Origin of the sequence: Corynebacterium sp. HMSC034B08 (assembly GCF_001835805.1) — a bacterium.
GTDB classification, from domain to species: Bacteria; Actinomycetota; Actinomycetes; order Mycobacteriales; family Mycobacteriaceae; genus Corynebacterium; species Corynebacterium coyleae.
The window spans coordinates 155275-175925 of the sequence record NZ_KV825933.1 but is presented as its reverse complement, the minus strand read 5'-3'; the positions used below and the strand labels follow the sequence as shown (position 1 = coordinate 175925).

Below are 20651 nucleotides of genomic sequence, written 5' to 3'. Positions count from 1 at the left end.
GCTCCCGTGTTCCGCGTATTTGGTACCGGGAAACTCGGGGGGCAAGTCGCGACTTCGTTATCGCCACCGCCACAGCCGCCAGCGCCCTACAACAGCCGGGTTTCACGTGAAACATTCGGCAGCACCGGTCGAGGGGTTCACGCGCCAAACGTTCGCGGGCCTCGTCGACACTGAATGCTCCAGGCCCCTGAATGTCGCTGAAGGCCCCTAAAGGCCTCTGGCAGCCTGAACATACTCGCCCTTTTCCCATACTTCACCTGCGAATTTCTGTTTCCAACTATGGTCAGAGGCAATCCAGTGGTTGTTCCTTCGAAGAGAGGTAAAAGGATGCACTCCATCGATTCCAACGCGTGTGTATTGGCCCTGTCTCCGGACCAAGAGCCGCGCCTTCATGTGGAAAGCGGCGACGAGGTTACGGTTCGAACCCTTGACTGCTTCTCCAACACGATTACCGACGAGTCCCAGCTGTTCAGCACCGTCGGCTGGGACAAGGTCAACCCAGCCACCGGCCCAATCGCGGTCAAGGGAGCACGCCCTGGCGACACACTGAAGGTGGAGATCCTCAGCATCGAGGTCGGCGAGCAGGCCACCATGACCACCCACCCTGATTTCGGCGCGCTGCCCGGCACGGTGGAGGAGCGCACCCGCATCGTCCCGATCCGCGATGGCAAGGCGCAGTTTTCTGACGACATCACCATCCCCATCCGCCCAATGATCGGCGTCATCGGCACCGCACCGGCATCCGAGTCGGTACCCACCGGTGAGCCGCGCCAGCACGGCGGCAACATGGACACGAAGGAGATCGTCGCCGGCTCCACCCTGTACCTGCCAGTGGAGGTCGACGGCGCGAACCTCAGCCTTGGCGACGTCCACGCCGTCATGGGCGACGGCGAAGTCGCAGTCTGTGGCGCCGAGATCGAGGCCGAGGTGAAGATCCGCGTGACGGTGCTCGAAGGCCGCCCGCTGCCGCTGCCGTTCTTGGATTCCGGCGACGCGGTCTACGCCATCTCCTCCGAGATCGAACTGATGGACGCCGTCAAGGAGTCCACCCGCATGATGCGCGATTGGCTCGTGAGCGTATCCGCGCTCGACGCCACCGACGCCCTCATGCTGCTATCCCTGGTTGGCGACACCCAGATCAGCCAGATCGTCGACCCCCGCATGACTGCTCGCTTCCGCTTGCCCAAAACGATCCTCAAGCAGTGCGGTGTGGAACTGCCGTAGCTAACGGGCAATTCACCATTGCGCATCTGCTTTAGGCGTAGTGAACCCCTTCGGGGGAGTGACGGTAAACCCGAGGTCCCTGAGCGCCTCTGCAGCAGCTTCGGGATGATCTCGGGTTGCCGCAGAAGCCTGTTTAGAAAGCCATACTCGGCGTCGTTCCTGTAGTGCAGGTTCCCATCCTGGCCTCCCACGGAATCCACATTCGCTGATCACAAAATAGAGGAAGTCCTCAAGCGACGGACGAAAACGCTTTCCTCCCACAGGTAAGTGCAATTCATCTAGGCGCCCCTTCTTCCTCGGGTTGCCTGATTTGTCCTGAAAGTTCTGCATTAACGCTGGACTGAGCAACCCTGCGACCCCTGAGTAGTGGATATGCGCACAGGGCGCGCTGGTGTAGTCACGCTCAAACTCGAAACGTATGCCCGGCGACGTAGCAACCCGCAGTTCGAATTTGCTGCTCTTTACGGCTAGGAACTTCTCCGACGAATCGGATGACAGTTCGTAATTGATAATCACGTGAAAGAGTTGACTGTAGTCTTCCCTGCGCACTGAGCCCTCAGGTTGTCCAGCACCGTGAACGAGGGGAGCCTTGAAATCACCCACCACGATATTCTTGTCGATGTTTAGCTTGGCTTTCGCCTGTAAATCCGCTCTGCATGCCAGCGGCAACGCCTCGAGCAACGTGTCTCTCACGTCACCGAGAAACCGCCCTGCCGCATCATGCACTCCCAAAACGACCCTCACCGAGCAGTAAGAAAACTGTCTGCAGCTCGTCGTACACGGTCCGCTCATCCTCGCTCAACATGCCGGCATTCGCCAGCACCTTGAGGTCTTGAAATTCAGCATGGGGAAGGCGAGTGGTGGCCCTTAGAGATGTCAAACACTCTCGCTTCCTTTCAAGAAGCTCTTCACTATTGGTGACAGTGATTTCCAATGGCAACTTTCTCGCCTCCGTCTGCTTCTTTCGTAACCAGCAGTTTTATTAACCGACAGTTTAATAGGTGCCGAGAATCTTCAGCACAAAAATAGCACACCTGTTCGCATGACCGCTCGCTTCCGCCTGCCCAAAACGATCCTCAAGCAGTGTGGCGTGGAACTGCCGTAACCGCACCCCACCACCGCAACACCACGCCTTTTACCTGCATGTTTAGCAGTATTTTGCACTAAGACTAGACAAGCCATTTACACATGATCTATATTTGAGCCGGAGCCCCGCCCACGGTTACACCCCCCGAGAACCGGCTGAGCACTCACCCAACCCCCCCCATTTAGAGTGCGAGAGGCGCGGGCTCCCTTTGGGGGACATAGTCCCCACCCAGGGCCTTCGGGTCCTTTGCAGCGGCCCATGCCCCCATTGGCCGCTGCATAAATTTTTAAACTCCACTAATCCGCCGAGACCGGCACGGTCAACCAGGCGGAAGCAGCAACGACGACTGCTTCGGCGCCACGGTCGAGTGTGGGCTGGAGATCAGGTGCGAACGCCGGGTTGTGGTTGCCCACAGCCTTGCTCATGTCCGCGAAGCCTCCCAGGCCCCAGTAGGTGTAGGGGACACCGAGTGCGTCGGGGATGATGGAGAAGTCCTCGGAGGCGGGTACGGCGTCGAGGTCGCAGGATTCGTCGCCAAAGTATGCGTCGAAGGCTTCGCGGACGGTGTCGGTAGCGTCCCCGTCGTTGTCGGTGAGTGGGTAGCGGTCGTAGTAGGTGAACTCGGGTTCCTTTGGGCTGCGGGCGGCGACGCATTCGGCGCGCACGATGCGCTCAATGGCTTCCTTGAGGTGCTCGCTGACCTCGCTGCTGTATGCGCGGGTGTTGATGAGCAGTTCGGCGGAGTCCGTAATGATGTTGGACTTCGTGCCCGCGTGAATCGCACCGACGGTCACCACCGCGGTTTCCTTGGCCGCCACTTCGCGCGAGACAATGGTCTGCAGTCGCATCACGATGCTGGAGGCAAGCACCACCGGGTCCACGCCCAATTCCGGCATCGACCCGTGGGAGCCTTTGCCGTGCACCGTGACCTTCACCGAGAATGCGGAGGACAGCACCGGTCCGCGTCGCGTGCCCACGTGCCCGCCGGGCAGGCTGGCCAGCACGTGTTGGCCCAGGTACACATCGGGCCGCGGCATTGCTTCCTCTAAACCAGCAGCGAGCATAGCGCGGGCACCTTCAGCAGTCTCCTCAGCGGGCTGGAAGACGCCGATAAATGTGCCGGACCATTGGTCCTTGTGCTCGTTGAACGCCTGCAACGCGGTGAGCAGCGACATGAGGTGAACATCGTGGCCGCACGCATGGGCGACGGGAACCTCCACGCCGGTCTTGGCGTCAACCTGCGTGGCCGTGGAGGCATAGTCCTTGCCAGAGGCTTCCTTGACCGGCAGCGCATCAATGTCTGCGCGCATGGCCACGACTGGGCCCTCGCCATTATCGACGACCGCCACCACCCCTGTTTCCCCCACACGGGTCACCCGGATACCTGAGGATTCCAGTTCCTTAACGATCCGCTCCGCGGTCGCATGCTCCTGCATGGACAGCTCGGGGTGTTGGTGGAAGTGCTTGTACAGTTCTTCGCGTTCGGTTCGGGTTGACGCGAGGCCACCCAAAATCTTCTTGACCTTGCCAATCTCGACAGACATACCTTCACGCTACGCCTACCTACCTACCTACTAGGTCGGGACATAAGGAAACCCGCCACTGCGTGTTCTCAGTGGCGGGTTTGCGCTTCGAATTTCTCCGCACCCAAGTATAAACACGGACTTAATAAAGGAAAAGCCCTAACTGTGTTTTGTGACGATTGTCACCGAAGAATTTCTTAGAATGACGAACTGCCACCACCAGCGGAAAAGCCTGACGAGGACACGCCGCCGCTAAAGCCACTCGAGGAGGACGAGGCCGCCTTTGCCGCCTGCACGTTCGCCGCGTGCCACGAGTGCATCTGTACATATGGGACGTACCCGCCGTACCAGAACCCAGTCTCGTACACCGCCGGTGCCCGCAGCTTTTGCTTCTCCTTCACGTCGCTGAACTGCTTCTTCTTCACCTGGTCCAAGATCACGCGGTAATCGCCGAGCACGCGCACGAAGTCATCGAGGAAGGTGGGGGAGTTCGGGTTTGCGTCAAGCGCCTCGATCCGCCCCATCAGCAGGTCGAGTTCCCGCTTCAGCTCCTTGCCCTTCACCTCACTGCGCGCCCGCAGCACGTCCTCGCGGATCTTGGTCAGGTCAGCCCGGCGCGCTGCGGCGTCGCCATGCTCGACGGCGAAAAGCCTGTCGATGTTTTCCTCCGCCTTAGACACGTGCTTGACGGATTCGGCCGCGTCCGCCAACTGCCTGCGGTGCTCGTACACGTCCTTGTCGTCGGCCATGTTGATCGCGTTCAGCCCCGCCGCGCCGTGCACCAACTCGTTCATGCTCAGGAAGCGGTCGCGGACTTCCGCCCACTGGCGGCGCAGGGTTTCGTCGGCAAACGCAGACGTCAGCGAGTTCGCCCGCACGTCCACCTCGTCCAACCGTCCTGCCAGGCGGGTGTATTCGCTGGTCACGGTGTCGTAGTCCTTGCGCGCCTGGGCGACTGCTTTTCGACGACGCCCCCGCACCGCCAACAACCCACCCCCACTAGCGCCTGCCACACCGGCACCGAGGACGCCAAGCCCGATGGTCGCGCCGATCTGGTCATCAGTCGCGTCGTCCACCTGCTTCTGGGCGAGTGCCTCGGCGTTCATGGCCTGGTTCGCGGTACGGAACAGCCCGGCCGGGATGTTGCCGTCCTTCACGCCGGGTTTCATGGCGTCGAGGAGATCGGCGAGGTGGGATTTGTCGTCAAGTATGAGCTCGCGAGTCACATCCTCGCCGCCGTACACAAATGCCCGCCGCGGGTCGAGGCCTACGCCGACGATGAGCGCGCCGTCCGCAAGGTGGCCGTTCTCGCGCTTCGACTGATCGACAAGGTCCGGGTACTGGGTGCGCAGGATTTCCTCAACGTCGTCGAGGACGTTGTCGTGGTTCGTTTTGAACACCATGTAGTGGAAATCCGTGACCACCTCAGGCGCATCAATGCGCGCAGTGTCACGCTCGAGACGGGCGCGGTCGTCGGGGGAGAGGACCTGCTGCGGGTCGTCGATAATCGCATTCGGCGCGCCATGCGTTTGCATCATGACCTGCGAAATCTCCGGCACATCCACCATGTTGTAGCCGACGGCGGCGCCACCGAAACCCACCAACGCCGTGACGCCAAGAACCGCTGCAGTCTCACTCAAATTCGCCATGGAAAAAGTTTTAGCGACGAAGTAACACACATCGCTTGGCGAGCGATGTTAGGTTTACACGTGTCAGAGCCCTGGCATGTTTAACCGATTCATTGAGGAGAACCCCATGAAGCGCATCGCTACCGCAGCCGCTGCTGCAACCCTGTCCCTGTCCCTCGTTGCCGGCCCCGCATTCGCTGAGACCCAGGGCACCACCCCGCCGAAGCCGGACAACAACGGTTCCTCCATCTCCAAGCAGGAGGGCGACAAGGCCGGCGAGACCAAGGTTGGCTCCTCCGAACGCTTCAAGGCGTGCAAGAAGGAAGAGAAGCCCGTCGAGGCCAAGGACGGCGACGCTAAGGCTGACGAAACCAAGGCCAAGGAAACCAAGTCCACCGGCGACTGCATCCAGGAGCTCATCAAGGACGACAACTACAAGTCCGGCATCCTCGGCCTCCTGATCGGCGTCCCGGTTGCACTCGTCGCACTGCTCGGCGCAGCCGCTGCCTTCTCCGGCGCCATCCCGGGCCTGCAGCTCCCGGCACTGCCGTTCTAAGTCACACTTAGACGCGGTACTTTGACCCGGCTCCCCTGGTGGGAGACCGGGTCTTTTGCTGTGGTGAGGTTTTTGTTGTTCGTGCTGCGAACCTTCTTCGACACACGTTTAATAGCAGGTACACACCTCACCCCAAGGAGAAAACCATGAAGCGCATCACCACCGCCGCCGTGGCGGCAACCCTGCCCCTGGCCCTCGTTGCCAGCCCGGCATTCGCCGCTGAAGGAGATTTTGGCTCTTCGCTCTACTACAGGGATTGCAAAGTCCAAATAGACGAAGTTTTCCTTAATTACGACCTCTCCTTGAAGGAGGCCAAGACCGACCAAGAGCGGGCCGAGATCAAGCAGGCCATCGAGGAAAACAAGACCGAATATTTAAAGGAGTACAACAGCTCCACCCCGTCCGGCGTCTGCATCAAGAAGACCGCTGATCAGGAAGAGTACAAGTCCGGCATGCTCGCCCTCCTGATCGGCGTCCCGGTCGCACTCGTCGCACTACTCGGCGCAGCCGCTGCCTTCTCCGGTGCCATCCCGGGCGTTCAGCTCCCGGCGCTGCCGTTCTAGGTCGGCGCGCTTAGGCGCTACAAATTCAACCCGGTCCTTGTTGAAGGGGCCGGGTTTTGTGTTGCCATGTGGAACTTTCTTCGGTGTGCCGTCGTGGTCTCCTGGGGAAAGTGAATTATTTGGGTGCGGTGGGGGAGGAAAGTTCCCGAGAGCAGCCGTTTTCACCGTCGCGTGACGGAGTGGGGACGCAAACGTCAGTGAAGAACACGAAACCTGTGTGATTTCTCCAACCCGCAACACAGATTCGGCCCGTACAAGTGAATAGCGACGGGCACGACGCCCGAGCGAATCAACTCGTGCGAATCAATTAGCGAAGGAGTAAACATGACCAACACTCGTATTGCAGCCGCCGCTACCGCTCTTGTTCTCGGCGCAACCGGACTTGCCGCCTGCAACGACTCGGAGGACACCAACGACTCCGTGACCACCCCGACCGACGGTGTGGTCTCCGACGTCAGCGACGCCGTCACCACCGGTGGCGCCACCGCAGGCGACACGGGCACTGCCGGCGACACGGGCAGCACGGGTGGCACGGGTGGCACGGGTGGCACGGACTCCACCGGCGATGTGGTCGTCTCCGATACGGCTGTTGTCTCCGAGGATCCGTTGGCGCCGAGCGACGCGGTCATTTCCGACGAGGTAGTGACCAACTCCATTCCGGCTGACGGTGCAGCAGGTGGCGCTGCCGACGATGCAGCTGGCAGCGCAGCCACCGCACCGACCAACTAAGCCAACACCGCCAGCGGGTACAGCCCGCTAGAACGGTTCAGACACCGCCCGGCTAATCACCACTGCGTCAGGCTCGATGCGCTCACGCAGTTGAAGCTCGGCGGTGTTGTTGCTGTCTGAGGTGAGCACCCAACCCGCCCAGGCGTCCTTGCCGGGGGAGAAGATGCCGTCGCCTTTGCCGATGATGTTCAAGGTGGCGTCGCGAAGCCAAAGCGGGCCGACGAGATCAGCATGTTCGGTGCCCTCGAGTGGGGCGACGAAGGGTTGGTAGGCGACGGCGTTGAGGGCGGCGAGGGTGTCGTCGAAAAGCTGTTGCGCCACCGCCATGTGCTGCGAGGCGCCGAGATAAACGATGGTGGTAAGGGAGAGGGGGCCGGTGGGCTCGTCGCGAAGCGTGAGGTCCGACAGGCCGCCGAGTGCCGCCGCGAACCGCGTGGGGCCGCCCATATCCTCGAAAAAGAAGTAGTCAAGCGCCTCGTCGCGGTTGGTCGTGGTGAAGTCCACGAGGGCGTTGAGCTCGTAGAGCTGGAGGTCCTCCGGCGCGGCGAGGTTGTCGTACGCGGCTTGGCAGCGGAGATCCCAAAGCACGTACTCGTCCTCTATGGGGTGGGGGTGCGGCGACACCGCCGCAATCTCGACGCCGCTGGCCCGGATGCGGTTCAGGTAAAGCTCGTACGCGCCGTCGAGGTCCGGCTCGTGCGCCACGAAATGAGTGGTGACGATCTCGAAGGACATGCGAATGACACTACGCCATTGGGGGAGTAGAGAAATGTTTCACGTGAAACGGCGCGCTTAGTTGGGGAGGCGATACTTTCGCTTGCGGCTTGTCGGTGGGGCAGTGGGCACAATTTCACCCACATCCACCATGCTGCGGAGTCTTGGGCGCAGGGTATTGACACTCACGTCTAGGTGGTCCGCGATATCGCGTGCTGCTGCCTCTCCAACTTGGGCCAGGTAGGCGATGAGTTTGTTGTCCGTTTCATCGAGTTCGATGCCGCTGCTTGAAAGAACAAACGAATCCCGCGTGTGGCCCGGACCGAGCAGCCCGCGTGTGACGAGATCACTCAACAGACTGCGTGCATCGTCACTATCAAGCCCAATGTGCTTACGGAGCTCCTTCACGGACACAGCACCCAAACCCTTGGCAATCGCCAGCGCGATCTGTTCCTCTCGAGTGCTGTCAGGTGCGACCGACTCCAACCATGCCGACATTTCAGGATCGAGGATCCCTCCATGCCGACATTTCAGGATCGAGGATCCCGAACCTGTAGAGGATGACGGTGAACTCTCCGATCTTCGCATCGAACACCGGCTGGGGCAGGCCATAGCCTTCCATCCCTTGCTTCATCCGCTGAATACCACTTCCCTGGTTTTCAGCCACGCGCATCGAGCCCGAAGGCGTTGGAAGGTTGCTTAGCAAGTTCGCGAGCGAAGGGTTCCTGCTTACCGACCTGTTCTCGTCGATATTGTCTTCGGTGCGATCTCCCCACAGTCCGCCGGGACTGTTTACCTCGACCCGGTCCGGGTACACATCAACCTGCACTTGCCGCCCCTGAACCTGCGGACTGTAGTCACGGTGCATCGCGGCATTCACAATCGCTTCACGCAGAGCAATCTCTGGAATCTCAGGTTCGTCGACCATATTCGCCCCAACTTCCACAGTACGAACCCGGAGATTGCGCACGACAGCTTTAATCGCATCCTCGACCGCCAATGGAAGCGGACCGTCGCAGTGAGCCCGATCAAGGAAGCGCGTGTCAGATGTAGACTTCTCCGTCGTCGGGTGAACCGCCACATCGATGAAGAGCTGCGGGAAAAACTGTTGCGGGTAACTGCCTAATGCCAACGCGCCCGCAAGGGTTGGTACGCCCTCTGCATCAAGCACATGCAGTCGCTCCAGAACCTCTGCATCGGTTCTTGTTCCCACTCGGATCCGAGAACCCCTCTTCTCCAAAGATTGGATCAAACCGTTCCACGTCTGGCCGTCCAGGTCATCGAGGCTCGCCCCAGGAACAGGCAGCAACTCCGAGGAATCTGGCGTGTAGAGATTCATGAGCTGGAAGATCTCGTAGCTGGAAAGCCTCTGATCGCCATCCAGTACTCGCTTGTACGCGCCATCCCGGAGTCCTTGCGAGGTCACGTAACACGGCATCTGCTTTCCGAGGCGCTCATCGGTACGCATCGGCCGCACCTCAACCAAGATCACCGGCGAACCCTGGTATTCATCGAGTTCGACGACAGTCTCGGGTATCGGCGTCACCGGAGGCTTCTGTTGGTCGACCCTCAAAGCACTGATGAGTCGATCATTCATCGCACGAGAGTCAAAATCAGTGGCTGGCTGGAACGTACCGGTCGAATGATCTTCCTCAATGCCAAGGACGATCAGGCCACCCTTCGTATTTGCAAAGGCGCTCACAGCCTTCCAAAAGGCTGTATCCAACTTCCCCGTACCGGATTTCGCCTCAATCCAGTGATCATCATTCCGCTGGCGCCGCAGCCTGGCCATGATGTCATCCATCCGCTCACTCATGCTCTCACTGTACTCACTTTTTACAGTGAGGGCATCACTCAATACAGTGAGGACCCATTTTCACCCCTCTTTTTACAGTGAGGGCGTCACTTCATACAGTGAGGAGCCACCTCGATACAGTGAACACCTGATGTTTCACGTGAAACACCTCGAAGAGCAACAAGGCAAAAGAAAACCGCCCCGAAGGGCGGTCGTCTCAAATCAGTGGGGGACTAGCGGGTGGCTTCCTCCGCGGTGGTGACGGTGTCGTCGTTAAGCGAATCGCTCTTGATCTTGCCCGCAGCGAGTTTGTTCACGATCAGGGCGATCGCGCCGTCGCCGGTGACGTTGGCGGCGGTACCGAAGGAGTCAACGACGATGTAGGACGCGATCATGAGGGAGACCATGGACTCGTCGAAACCGAGGTTGGACTGCAGCAGACCGACAGCGGCCATGATGGCGCCACCCGGCACGCCCGGCGCGGCGATCATCATGATGCCCAGCAGGAGGATGAATCCGATGACCTGGCCGGCGGAAATATCCAGGTTGGCCATAAACACGATGGAGAGCGCGTAGAGGGTGATCTTCATCATCGAGCCGGACAGGTGAATCGTCGCGCAGAGCGGGACCACGAAGCCGGCGACGTCCTCGTCAACCTTGTTCTTCAGGGTGGACTTGTAGGTGACCGGGATGGTCGCCGCGGAGGACGAGGTGCCCAGTGCTGTGAAGTATGCCGGCAGCATGTTCTTCAGCGCCTTGAACGGGTTCACGCCAGCGACGGTGCCTGCGACGAGGTACTGCAGCAGGACGATCACGACGGTCATCACGACGGAGAGCAGGAGGACCACGCCCATGGCCGCCATGGTGTCGCCGAAGTTCTCGTTCATGCCCAGGTTGAGGAAGGTGCCGAAGATGAACAGCGGCAGCAGCGGGATGACGAAGGTGACCACGACCTTGAGCACGATGTCGTTGAGCTCGCCGAGCACCTTGAACAGGTTGTCGGACTTCACCGCCGTCATGGACAGGCCGACGACGAAGGCGAGGAGCAGCGCGGACATGACTTCCAGTGGTGGCGGCATTTCAACGCTGAAGTAAGGGGAGAGGCCGCCGGCATCGGGGTCGGCGACATCGGTGATGAGGGTCTTGCCGTCCAGAAGCCTCGGGTACAGCGTGGACGCCGTGAACCACGCGATCAGGCCGGAGATGAACGTGGAGCCGTATGCGACACCGGCGGTGACGCCGAGCCACTTGCCTGCGCCCTGACCCAGACCCGCGATGGCGGGGGCGATGAGGGCGAAGATAAGGACCGGGACGAAGAAGCCGAGGAAGTTAGAGAACAGCCCGTTGAACGTGACAAAGACGCGGGCAAGCCAGTCCGGGAAGAAGAAGCTGCAGGCGAAGCCCAAGGCAATCGCTACAACCACCCAGAACAGCAATGAGTGGAGGATTTTCTTTTGCATGGGCCTAGCGTAGCCCGTATTTATGCAATCTACTGTATTTTGATCATATTTTTTTGCAGGTGAGTGTGCGGTCGTATGCTTGGGGGCTATGAGCCCGTTTGCGAACATGACCACCCTTAACGTTGTTCTCGGTATCGTCTTTACGCTGCTGACGCTTGCACTGTTTATCCCCGGTGCGCTCGCCACCGCAGGCAAGCTGCCCGGCAACAAGTGGATCGGCCTCCACGTGCCGGCTGTGCGTAAGGACCCGGGGATCTGGAATCAGGCCCACAAGGTTGCGGGCCCGTTCTGGGTGCTGGCCGCGTTGGCGCTCGCGTTCGGGGCGGCGTTTTCGTTCATCGCTTCCGGCTGGGTGTGGATTATGCCGGCGGTCGCGGCGGTAGCGGCGGTGATTTCGGCGTCCGTGGGCGGCAACTTCGGTGCGCGCGCCGCGACGTTGGTGGAGCACGCGCGTGAGCAGGCGCCTGCGCAAGAAGAGGAGAAGCCCGCGGTGAACCTTGATGCTTTGCGACGAGCCGCCGACCACGCCGACAACAACGAATAAAATGAGCCCGCGAAGCCGGATCCTCGGCTACACTTCCTTTTTGTGACGTACATGACTTCTCAAACATGGTGGTGGCTCGCCTAACTGGCGCGCCACCTAGCGAAGTCACGGCCCGCCAGCTTGTCCCCCAAGCGCCGCGGGCCCTTTTTTATCCCTCGGTGCAAGCAAGAACAGAACCGAGGATCACATGAAATTCACCCGTCAAGAGGTGCGCTACCACGAGGATGTGGCAAGGCTCTTCGCCCACATCGGCGGCCTCGACGCAACCGACACGGTGTTGCTCGAGTCCGCTGACATCACGACACGTTCGGGGTTGCAGTCGTTGGCGGTGCTGCGGTCGTCGATACGCATTACTTGCTCCGGCAACCGCGTGACGCTGACACCGCTGACGCCGTCGGGCGAGATTATTGCGAACGAGATCGGGCTCGAGCACGAGTTTCCGCGCGTTGATGTGGAGGACGAGCGCGAGCGCCTGACCGCGGCGTCCACGATGGATGTCCTGCGCAAGTTGACCTCCACCGAGGGCAATGAGGACTTTCCGCTGCTCGCGGGCGGTTTCGCGTTTGATTACCTGGAGACGTTCGAGCGCCTGCCCGAGGTCGCGGACGGCGACAACACCTACCCGGATTACGAGTTTGTCCTCGCGGAGGTCGTGCTGCGCGTCAACCACGAGACCGGCACGGCGTACCTCGCCGGGGTTGATGCTGCAGGTGACGGCATTGATCTCGCCGAGATCGCAGCGCGTATCGACGACGCCCCCGCACCCACCGACCCAACCACCCTCACCGGCACCCTCGTCGCCGAGGCGGATATGCCGGACGAGGAGTTCCGTGGGGTAGTGGAGCAGCTGCAGGGCAACATTTACAACGGCGACATCTACCAAGTCGTGCCGGCGCGCAGCTTCACCGCCGACTGCGACGACGCCTTCGGTGCGTACCGCCGCCTGCGTGCCGCGAACCCCTCGCCGTACATGTTCTACATCCGCGGCGAGGGGTACGAACTGTTCGGCGCCTCGCCGGAGTCGAACCTGAAGTTCTCGCCGACCACCCGCCAGGTGCAGCTGTATCCCATTGCCGGCACGCGCCCGCGCGGGCTGAACCCGGACGGCACGGTCAATCACGAACTGGACACGCGCATGGAACTGCAGTTGCGCACCGACGCCAAAGAGGTTGCCGAGCACACCATGCTGGTGGACCTGGCCCGCAACGACATGGCGCGCGTGGCCGAGCCGCGTACCCGCAAGGTGCAAGACCTACTGCAGGTGGACCGCTACTCGCGCGTGATGCACCTGGTCAGCCGGGTCACCGCAACCCTGGCCGCGGACCTCGACGCGCTTGACGCCTACCGCGCGTGCATGAACATGGGCACGCTCACCGGCGCACCGAAGCTGCGTGCGACCGAACTGCTGCGCTCCGTGGAGCGCAAGCGCCGCGGCTCCTACGGCGGGGCGGTGGGCTACTTGCGTGGCGACGGCGAATTCGACACCTGCATCGTCATCCGCTCCGCCTTCGTGGCCAATGGCAAGGCCATCGTGCAGGCCGGCGCGGGCGTTGTGCGCGACTCCGTGCCCCAGTCCGAGGCTGACGAAACTCTGCACAAGGCCTACGCAGTCCTGCATGCACTCGCCGGTGGCCGCGACCTGGAGGTGAAGAAATGATCGTCCTGCTGGATAACCAAGACTCCTTCGTGTACAACCTGGTGGACGCATTCGCGGACTACGACACCGTAGTCTACCGCAACACCGTTACCGCCGACACGGTGCTGAACGCCAACCCGGACCTCATCGTGCTTTCGCCCGGCCCGGGCTACCCGGCCGACGCCGGCTGCATGATGGAGGTCATCGAACGCGCCCAGGGACGGATCCCGATTCTGGGCATCTGCCTGGGCTTTCAGGCTCTGGTGGAGCACTTTGGTGGGCGGGTTGAGCCGTGCGGGCCGGTGCATGGGTCGTCGCAAAGCATGGTGCTTACAGACGGCCGCCACGTCCCCGTCGCCCGCTACCACTCCCTCGGCGCCACTACCGCGCCGCCCGGTATTACGCCGCTGGCGTGGACCGGCACGGAGATCGGCGACGTGATCATGGCTGCCGAAACCGACGACGGCATGTCCATCGGACTGCAGTTCCACCCCGAATCCATCCTTACTCCCTCTGGCCCGCAAATCCTGGACCACTGTGTGACGAAATTGCTACAGAAAGGCCGCGACAATGACTAGCCAACTCGAGATCTTCCGCCGCTTCATGGACAACCCCGAGCCCACCCTCGAGGAAGCCATCGAGGCGTTTACCCCGCTGACCGTCGGCGACTACGACGACGTGCACATCGCCGCACTGTTGGCCATGATCCGCACGCGCGGCGAAACTTTTGCCGACATCGCCGGTGCGGCCCGCGCGTTCCTTGCCGCCGGGCGTCCGTTCCCGGTGACGGGGGAGGGGATCATGGACACCGCCGGTACGGGTGGCGACGGCGCGAACACCATCAACATCACCACAGCCGCTTCGCTTACCGCAGCTGCCGGTGGCGTGAAGATGATCAAGTGCGGCAACCGCTCCGTGTCCTCGAAGTCCGGTTCCGCGGACGTGCTCGAGGCGCTGAACATCCCGCTGGACCTCGACCCGGATCGTGCTGTGCGCCAGTTCGAGTCCTCCAACTTCACGTTCCTGTTCGCCCCGGCGTATAACCCGGCGATCGCGTTCGTGCAGCAGGTCCGCAAGGCGCTCGGCGTGTCCACGCTGTTTAACACGATGGGTCCGCTGCTCAGCCCGGCTCGCCCGGAGTTCCAGATCATGGGCATCGCTAACCCGAAGTTGGGCCAGGTGATTGCGGAAACGATGCGTGAGCTGGGCCGGAACCGTGCGCTCGTCGTCCATGGCGCGGGCACTGACGAGATCGCGGTCCACGGCGATACCGAGGTCTGGGAGCTCAAGGACGGCGAGATTACCCACTACACGGTCACGCCCGAGGAGCTCGGGGTGGAGCGCCACAGCCTGGAGGACCTGCGTGGCGGCAACGGTGCCGAGAACGCAGCCTTCATGCGCGCCACGTTCGCGGGGGAGGGTCCGGCTGCCCACCGCGACGCCGTTGCCGTATCCGCGGGTGCGATGTTCTACCTCTACGGCATTGCGGATTCGCTTGCCGCGGGTACCGAGCACGCGAAGCAGTTGATTGCAGACGGCACGGTGGCCGATTGGCTCGCCACCCACGAGGAGGCCGATTACAGTGTCTAAGATTTTGACCGATATCGTCGAGAACAGAAAACGTCACCTTGACGATATTCGAGCACGCGTTACACACGTTGATTTCGGCACGTTACGCAATTCGGAGCGCTCTCTGTACGACTCCCTCGCGCGCCCCGGCACCGCGTTCATCATGGAGTGTAAGTCCGCGTCGCCCTCGCTCGGGCCAATTCGCGACGACTACAAGCCCGGCGAGATCGCCTCCGTGTACTCGCGCTACGCCGCTGGCATCTCCGTGCTGTGCGAGCCGGACTTCTTTAACGGCGACTACAACCACCTGGCCACCGTCGCCGCGACGACCCATTTGCCGGTGCTGTGCAAGGACTTCATCATCGACGAGGTCCAGATCTACGCCGCGCGCTACTTCGGCGCCGACGCGATCCTGCTCATGCTCTCCGTCCTTACCGACGAGGAGTACGCGCACCTGGCTTCCATCGCCGAGTCACTCCACATGGACGTGCTCACCGAGGTGATCAACGAGGAAGAAGCCCACCGCGCCATCAAGCTCGGCGCGAAGATCTTCGGCGTGAACCACCGCAATCTTCACGATCTCTCCATCGACCTCGACCGCTCCGCACGCCTCGCCGAGCTCGCTCCCGATGGGGCAGTGGTGGTCTCCGAGTCCGGCATCCGCGACTCCGCAACCGTGCGTCGCCTCGGCGGTCACTCCGATGCGTTCCTGGTTGGCAGCCAACTAACCTCCCAGCCGGACATCGACCGCGCCTGCCGCGAGCTCGTCTACGGCCCGAACAAGGTCTGCGGCCTGCGCACCGCCTCCGCCGCCCAGGCCGCCAAGGCGTGCGGCGCGGTCTACGGCGGGCTCATTTTCGACGACGCCTCCCCGCGCAATGTTTCACGTGAAACAGCCACCGACATCATCGCCGCCGAGCCAGGCCTGGACTACGTCGCGGTGTCCCGCCGCACCTCGGGTTACGACGAGCTCGTCCAGCCCGGCATCGCCGCCGTCCAAATCCACGCGCCGTATCAGGGCTCGGTTGAGGCGGAACTGGCGCTCATCGAATCCGTGCGCAAGGAGGTCGACGTCGAGGTCTGGCGTGCAGTCTCCATGACGCAGCCGGATGGCGAAAAGGTGGCCGAGGCGGTTGCTGGGGTCGTCGACAAGCTAGTGCTCGACGCCCACGACGGCGGCTCGGGGGAGCGCTTCGACTGGACGCGCGTGCCAGACGCCGTGAAGCAGAAGGCGTTCCTCGCGGGCGGCCTCAGCCCCGACAACCTCACCGATGCGCTGCGCGTCGGATGCGCCGGCCTGGACCTGAACTCCGGCTTCGAAGACCCCAACGGCCACAAAGACGCGGGCGCGCTGCGACGCGGCTTCGACACAATTGGCAACTACCACGACTAAAGGACACCTCATGACTCTCCTCCCTGCGTACTACGGCGAATTCGGCGGACAGTTCGTCCCCGAATCCCTCCTGCCAGCGCTCGACCAACTCGAGCAAGCTTTCGTCGACGCGTTTAACGACGAGGCCTTCATGGCGGAATACCGCTCCCTCCTGCGCGACTACCTCGGCCGTCCGACCCCGCTGACCGAATGCCGCAACCTGCCGGTGGGCGGCAACGCGCGAATCTTCCTCAAACGCGAGGATCTCGTGCACGGCGGCGCCCACAAGACGAACCAGGTGATCGGCCAGGCGCTGCTGGCAAAGAAGATGGGCAAGACCCGCATCATCGCGGAGACCGGCGCCGGCCAACACGGCACGGCGACCGCACTTGCCTGTGCGCTCCTCGGGCTCGACTGCGTGATCTACATGGGCAAGACCGACATGCAGCGCCAGGCACCGAACGTCTACCGCATGCGCCTGATGGGCGCGAAGGTCGTCGGCGTGGAATCCGGCGCGGGCACCCTCAAGGACGCGGTGAACGAGGCGCTTCGTGACTGGACCGCAACCTTCCACGAATCCCACTACCTCCTCGGCACGGCTGCTGGCCCGCACCCGTTCCCGAAGATCGTCAAAGAATTCCACCGCGTGATCTCCACCGAGGCCCGCGCCCAGATCCTCGAGCGCACCGGCGCCCTGCCCGACGTGGTCGTCGCCTGCGTCGGCGGCGGCTCCAACGCCATCGGCATGTTCGCCGATTTCATTGACGACGACACCGTCGAACTGGTCGGCGCCGAACCCGGCGGCGAAGGCTTCGGCCAAGGCAAGCACGGCGCCGCCATCGCCCAGGGCACCATCGGCATCCTGCACGGCACCCGCTCGTACCTCATGCGTGACGACGACGGCCAGGTTGAAGAGTCCTACTCCATCTCCGCCGGCCTGGACTACCCGGCCGTCGGCCCGGAGCACGCCTACCTCGCCCAATCCGGCCGTGCGAAGTACGTGCCCGTCACCGACGACGAGGCCCTCGACGCCTTCCAGGCCCTATCCCGCCACGAAGGCATCATCCCGGCGCTCGAGTCCTCGCACGCCCTGGCCTACGCGCTCAAGCGCGCCGCCGAGCACCCGGCCGACGCCGAGCCGCTGAACATTCTCGTCGCCCTGTCCGGCCGCGGCGACAAGGACATCGCACACGTGCGAGCAACCCTCGAGCAGAAGGAGAACAAGTAAATGTCGCGCTACGAGCAACTCTTTGCCAAGGGGGAGGGCGCGTTCGTCCCCTTCATCATGCTGTCCGACCCGAACCCGGACGACGCGGTGGAGCTCATCTCCGCCATCGTCGAAGCAGGCGCCGACGCACTCGAGCTCGGCGTGCCATTCTCCGACCCGGTCGCCGACGGCCCCGCCATCCAGGGCGCCCACGTCCGCGCTCTCCGTGGGGGAGCAACCGTGCAGCAGTCCCTCGACCAGGTGCGCACCATCCGCGAGCGTTACCCGGACCTGCCGATCGGCATGCTGATCTACGCCAACGTCGCCCACACTCGCGGCCTCGACCGCTTCTACACCGAGTTCAAGGAGGCCGGCGCCGATAGCGTATTGCTTCCCGACGTCCCCGTGCGCGAGTCTGACCCCTTCACCGCCGCCGCCGAACGCGCCGGCATCGACCCGATCTTCATCGCCCCGGCAAAGGCCTCCCGCGAGGTCCTCGAGGGCGTGGCCGCTAACTCCCGCGGCTACATTTACGCCATTTCTCGCGACGGCGTCACCGGCGCGGAGAATGAGGCGACGGTGGAGGGCCTGCGTGAGGTCGTCGATAATGTGCAGTCCTTCGGTGGCGCACCGGTACTGCTCGGCTTCGGCATCTCCCGTCCCGAGCACGTGCGCGACGCGATCGCCGCTGGGGCCGCTGGCGCGATCACCGGGTCGGCGATTACGAACATTATTGATAAGTATGTCGTCGATAATCGCGTGGAAAACATGGACGGGCTGAAGCGGGAACTTTCCGACTACGTGGGCGCCATGAAGCAAGCTACGATCGCATCATGACCTGTTCACGTCGCATGTTCCTGCTCGGCACCGCCACTACCTTCGCCGGTGCCTTCCTGGCCGCCTGCGGGGAAGAGGCCCCCGAAGAAATTGCGAAGACCGACGTGCCGGTCGGCTCCGCGGTGATCCTGGACAAGTTCATCATCGCCCAGCCGTCCGCCGGCCAGTTCGTCGCATACTCGGCGGTATGCCCGCACCAGCAGAAGAAGATCACCAAGGTGGAGGGCGAGACCGTTAAGTGTGTCGCCCACGGTTCCGTTTTCAACATCGCCACCGGCGCGCGTGTCTCCGGCCCGGCCGTGACCGGCCTGCGCGAAGTTGAGGTCATCGAAGCCGGCGACAAGGTCGAAGCTCAAAACCCGGCGAGCTAACCTGCTGGCCGTAGACTCGGCCACATGAAGAAGCTCGATCCTCTCCTCGTCGGCATCGTTGTTGCTGCGATCCTCGCCTTCGTCGTGCCGGCGCGCGGCGCGTTCGCGGACGGCTTTGGGGTGGCCGTCAAACTCGCGATCGCGCTGCTCTTTTTCCTCTACGGCGCACGCCTATCGACGCAAGAAGCCCTCCGGGGCCTCACCAACTGGCGCCTCCATGCCCTCATCCTCGCGTTTACCTTCGTGGCATACCCGCTGATCGGTCTGCTCGCGCGGCCCACCACCGGGTTCATCTCCGAGGACCTCTACCAGGGCCTACTCTTCATGACCCTCGTGCCGTCCACCGTCCAGTCCTCCGTGGCGCTGACCGGCATCGCACGCGGCAACGTGTCCGGTGCTGTTGTGGCGGCGTCGGTGTCGTCGTTGGTGGGTGTCGTCGCTACGCCATTGCTCGTGATGTGGCTGATGGGCGCCGGCGACGGTGTGCATATCGACGCCTCCGTCTTCACCGACATCGCCCTCCAACTCCTCCTGCCGTTTATGCTCGGCCAGTTGGCGCACAAGCGGCTGGGGGAGTTGGCCAAATCCAAGACCACCAAGATCGTCGACCGCGGCTCCATCTGGATGGTCGTCTACTCCGCCTTTTCCAAAGGTGTCGTCTCCGGCGTGTGGTCGAACGTGACCGCGCTTGAGATCGTGCTGCTGATTGTGTTCTCCGTGGTGCTGGTCTTCGCCATGCTGTGGCTGACCCGCGTCGTGCCACAGGCGCTGCGGTTCCCGCGCGAGGACGTCGTGGCCGTGCAGATGTGCGGCACGCAGAAATCTCTTGCGACCGGCCTGCCCATGGCCACCGTCATCTTCGGCGGCGCGCAACTCGGCGTGCTTATTATTCCGCTAATGATCTATCACATGGCACAGTTGATGATCTGTTCCGCTTACGTCTCTAGAAAGAGTTTCACGTGAAACATTACGTCCGCATTCACTACAACGTCCCCGAACTCGGCGGAGAGCTGCTCAATATCGCCGAGCTGGAAGAAATCTCAGCCCACGAGTGCACCATGGTGCGCATGATTGAACTCGACCCCGCCGAAACCATCACCGGCATCTACGTCGATGGGCGCGTCATCGGGCAGGCCAATCAACCCATGGGCACCGTGCCACACCCGCGCACCTACGACTCCATGGAGGGCATCACCGCCCGCCACCTCAGCGAGGATGAGTTCGAAGGCCTTTGGTCCGAAGCCCGAGCGAAGTTCCCGCACTAACTTTCTTCTTCGCCTATGGGTAGTTTCTTCGACACCATAGGCCCCTTCCTACCTGGTCCGCTCCAGATCATCGCGTTCTATGGCCAGATTTTCCTCCCGATCCTGGTGCTGTTTTTCATCGCCCGGATGATCTTCCCGGGCCGCGCACCAATCGGATTTCGCCGCGACCTTATCGACGGCGTCATCCGCACCATCCACATCACCCCCCACATCCCGGGTGTGGACTCTAACGTCCGATACATGGTCGTTGCGACGATCGAGGCCACCACACCCAATGGGGTAGTGAAGTACAAGGACATCCCCGCCAGTCCCGGTGCCCTCCCCAGCGCGGTTCGTCGGCAGATTTTCAAGCGCCCCCTACGCCAGCGCTCGCATCGGATCGACGTCGGCGACACGCTCAAAGCCCGCGAGATCCGCCGCCAGATCCAGAGTGGCGGCTACGACTTCACCCTGCCGCAGCCGGTCCGCGTGAAACTCGTCCCGCCGAAGAAGGAAGGCAAGCGCCTCTGGTACCGCGTGGTGAATTAGTTGGTGCGTCCCCACTTGTCCGCAATGCGGAGTTGCGGATGCT

At 62.3% G+C, this 20651-nt stretch carries 22 protein-coding genes; 15 read left to right on the top strand and 7 right to left on the bottom strand.

The window, feature by feature from the left end; translation table 11 throughout:
- Positions 1-327 precede the first annotated feature (327 nt).
- Positions 328-1224, top strand: coding sequence for an acetamidase/formamidase family protein (locus HMPREF2656_RS03915; RefSeq protein WP_070815909.1), 897 nt, complete (start codon positions 328-330; stop codon positions 1222-1224).
- Between the two features lie 12 nt (positions 1225-1236).
- On the opposite strand, the gene HMPREF2656_RS03910 is transcribed toward HMPREF2656_RS03915, so the two are convergent.
- From HMPREF2656_RS03910 to HMPREF2656_RS03895, 3 genes are all read right to left on the bottom strand, one after another.
- Complete coding sequence (locus tag HMPREF2656_RS03910) at positions 1237-1950, bottom strand: hypothetical protein (RefSeq protein WP_070568312.1); 714 nt, start codon at positions 1948-1950, stop codon at positions 1237-1239.
- Between the two features lie 657 nt (positions 1951-2607).
- The gene (locus HMPREF2656_RS03900) at positions 2608-3855 is read right to left on the bottom strand and encodes an amidohydrolase (RefSeq protein ID WP_070815907.1); all 1248 of its coding nucleotides are present in this window, start codon (positions 3853-3855) and stop codon (positions 2608-2610) included.
- Positions 3856-4031: 176 nt separating this feature from the next.
- Positions 4032-5483, bottom strand: a complete 1452-nt coding sequence (locus HMPREF2656_RS03895; protein ID WP_070815906.1) for a DUF5129 domain-containing protein — start codon at positions 5481-5483, stop codon at positions 4032-4034.
- A 106-nt stretch (positions 5484-5589) separates the two neighbouring features.
- Here HMPREF2656_RS03895 and HMPREF2656_RS03890 point away from each other — a divergent pair, with 106 nt between their 5' ends.
- The 3 genes from HMPREF2656_RS03890 (at position 5590) to HMPREF2656_RS03880 (ending at position 7310) form a co-directional block, all read left to right on the top strand.
- Positions 5590-6018 carry a hypothetical protein gene (locus HMPREF2656_RS03890; RefSeq protein ID WP_141761004.1) on the top strand — a complete coding sequence of 143 codons (429 nt, stop codon included), beginning with the start codon at positions 5590-5592 and terminating at the stop codon, positions 6016-6018.
- A gap of 146 nt (positions 6019-6164) precedes the next feature.
- Positions 6165-6581 carry a hypothetical protein gene (locus tag HMPREF2656_RS03885; RefSeq protein WP_070815904.1) on the top strand — a complete coding sequence of 139 codons (417 nt, stop codon included), beginning with the start codon at positions 6165-6167 and terminating at the stop codon, positions 6579-6581.
- 324 nt (positions 6582-6905) lie between these two features.
- The gene (locus HMPREF2656_RS03880) at positions 6906-7310 is read left to right on the top strand and encodes a hypothetical protein (RefSeq protein WP_070815903.1); all 405 of its coding nucleotides are present in this window, start codon (positions 6906-6908) and stop codon (positions 7308-7310) included.
- A gap of 27 nt (positions 7311-7337) precedes the next feature.
- On the opposite strand, the gene HMPREF2656_RS03875 is transcribed toward HMPREF2656_RS03880, so the two are convergent.
- The 4 genes from HMPREF2656_RS03875 to HMPREF2656_RS03865 form a co-directional block, all read right to left on the bottom strand.
- A complete protein-coding gene (locus tag HMPREF2656_RS03875; RefSeq protein ID WP_070815902.1) occupies positions 7338-8045 on the bottom strand; it encodes a hypothetical protein in 708 nt (235 codons plus the stop codon).
- A 57-nt stretch (positions 8046-8102) separates the two neighbouring features.
- Complete coding sequence (locus HMPREF2656_RS12420; RefSeq protein WP_083319423.1) at positions 8103-8522, bottom strand: hypothetical protein; 420 nt, start codon at positions 8520-8522, stop codon at positions 8103-8105.
- A gap of 1 nt (position 8523) precedes the next feature.
- A complete protein-coding gene (locus HMPREF2656_RS03870; protein WP_141761003.1) occupies positions 8524-9840 on the bottom strand; it encodes an ATP-binding protein in 1317 nt (438 codons plus the stop codon).
- A 212-nt stretch (positions 9841-10052) separates the two neighbouring features.
- Positions 10053-11279 carry a dicarboxylate/amino acid:cation symporter gene (locus tag HMPREF2656_RS03865; protein WP_070815901.1) on the bottom strand — a complete coding sequence of 409 codons (1227 nt, stop codon included), beginning with the start codon at positions 11277-11279 and terminating at the stop codon, positions 10053-10055.
- Positions 11280-11367: 88 nt separating this feature from the next.
- Here HMPREF2656_RS03865 and HMPREF2656_RS03860 point away from each other — a divergent pair, with 88 nt between their 5' ends.
- From HMPREF2656_RS03860 to HMPREF2656_RS03810, 11 genes are all read left to right on the top strand, one after another.
- Positions 11368-11823, top strand: coding sequence for an SdpI family protein (locus HMPREF2656_RS03860; protein ID WP_246825106.1), 456 nt, complete (start codon positions 11368-11370; stop codon positions 11821-11823).
- 187 nt (positions 11824-12010) lie between these two features.
- Entirely contained in the window at positions 12011-13480 is a 1470-nt protein-coding gene (locus tag HMPREF2656_RS03855) for an anthranilate synthase component 1 (RefSeq protein WP_070815900.1), read from the top strand.
- Complete coding sequence (locus tag HMPREF2656_RS03850; RefSeq protein ID WP_070613747.1) at positions 13477-14037, top strand: glutamine amidotransferase-related protein; 561 nt, start codon at positions 13477-13479, stop codon at positions 14035-14037. Before HMPREF2656_RS03855 ends, HMPREF2656_RS03850 begins: the two co-directional genes overlap by 4 nt.
- Positions 14030-15049, top strand: a complete 1020-nt coding sequence (trpD, locus tag HMPREF2656_RS03845) for an anthranilate phosphoribosyltransferase (RefSeq protein WP_070815899.1) — start codon at positions 14030-14032, stop codon at positions 15047-15049. Before HMPREF2656_RS03850 ends, trpD begins: the two co-directional genes overlap by 8 nt.
- On the top strand, positions 15036-16421 hold the full coding sequence (trpCF, locus tag HMPREF2656_RS03840) for a bifunctional indole-3-glycerol-phosphate synthase TrpC/phosphoribosylanthranilate isomerase TrpF (RefSeq protein WP_070815922.1): 1386 nt from the start codon (positions 15036-15038) through the stop codon (positions 16419-16421). The genes trpD and trpCF overlap by 14 nt, the downstream gene beginning before the upstream one ends.
- 10 nt (positions 16422-16431) lie before the next feature.
- Entirely contained in the window at positions 16432-17628 is a 1197-nt protein-coding gene (trpB, locus tag HMPREF2656_RS03835; protein ID WP_070815898.1) for a tryptophan synthase subunit beta, read from the top strand.
- Positions 17629-18444 (top strand): tryptophan synthase subunit alpha, encoded by an 816-nt coding sequence (gene trpA / locus HMPREF2656_RS03830; RefSeq protein ID WP_070815897.1) that lies wholly within the window; start codon positions 17629-17631, stop codon positions 18442-18444.
- Positions 18441-18815 carry a Rieske (2Fe-2S) protein gene (locus HMPREF2656_RS03825; protein ID WP_070815896.1) on the top strand — a complete coding sequence of 125 codons (375 nt, stop codon included), beginning with the start codon at positions 18441-18443 and terminating at the stop codon, positions 18813-18815. The genes trpA and HMPREF2656_RS03825 overlap by 4 nt, the downstream gene beginning before the upstream one ends.
- Before the next feature lie 24 nt (positions 18816-18839).
- Positions 18840-19778, top strand: coding sequence for a bile acid:sodium symporter family protein (locus HMPREF2656_RS03820; protein ID WP_070815895.1), 939 nt, complete (start codon positions 18840-18842; stop codon positions 19776-19778).
- A complete protein-coding gene (locus tag HMPREF2656_RS03815; RefSeq protein ID WP_070815894.1) occupies positions 19775-20080 on the top strand; it encodes a hypothetical protein in 306 nt (101 codons plus the stop codon). The genes HMPREF2656_RS03820 and HMPREF2656_RS03815 overlap by 4 nt, the downstream gene beginning before the upstream one ends.
- 15 nt (positions 20081-20095) lie before the next feature.
- Positions 20096-20608, top strand: coding sequence for a hypothetical protein (locus tag HMPREF2656_RS03810; RefSeq protein WP_070815893.1), 513 nt, complete (start codon positions 20096-20098; stop codon positions 20606-20608).
- Positions 20609-20651: the final 43 nt, after the last annotated feature.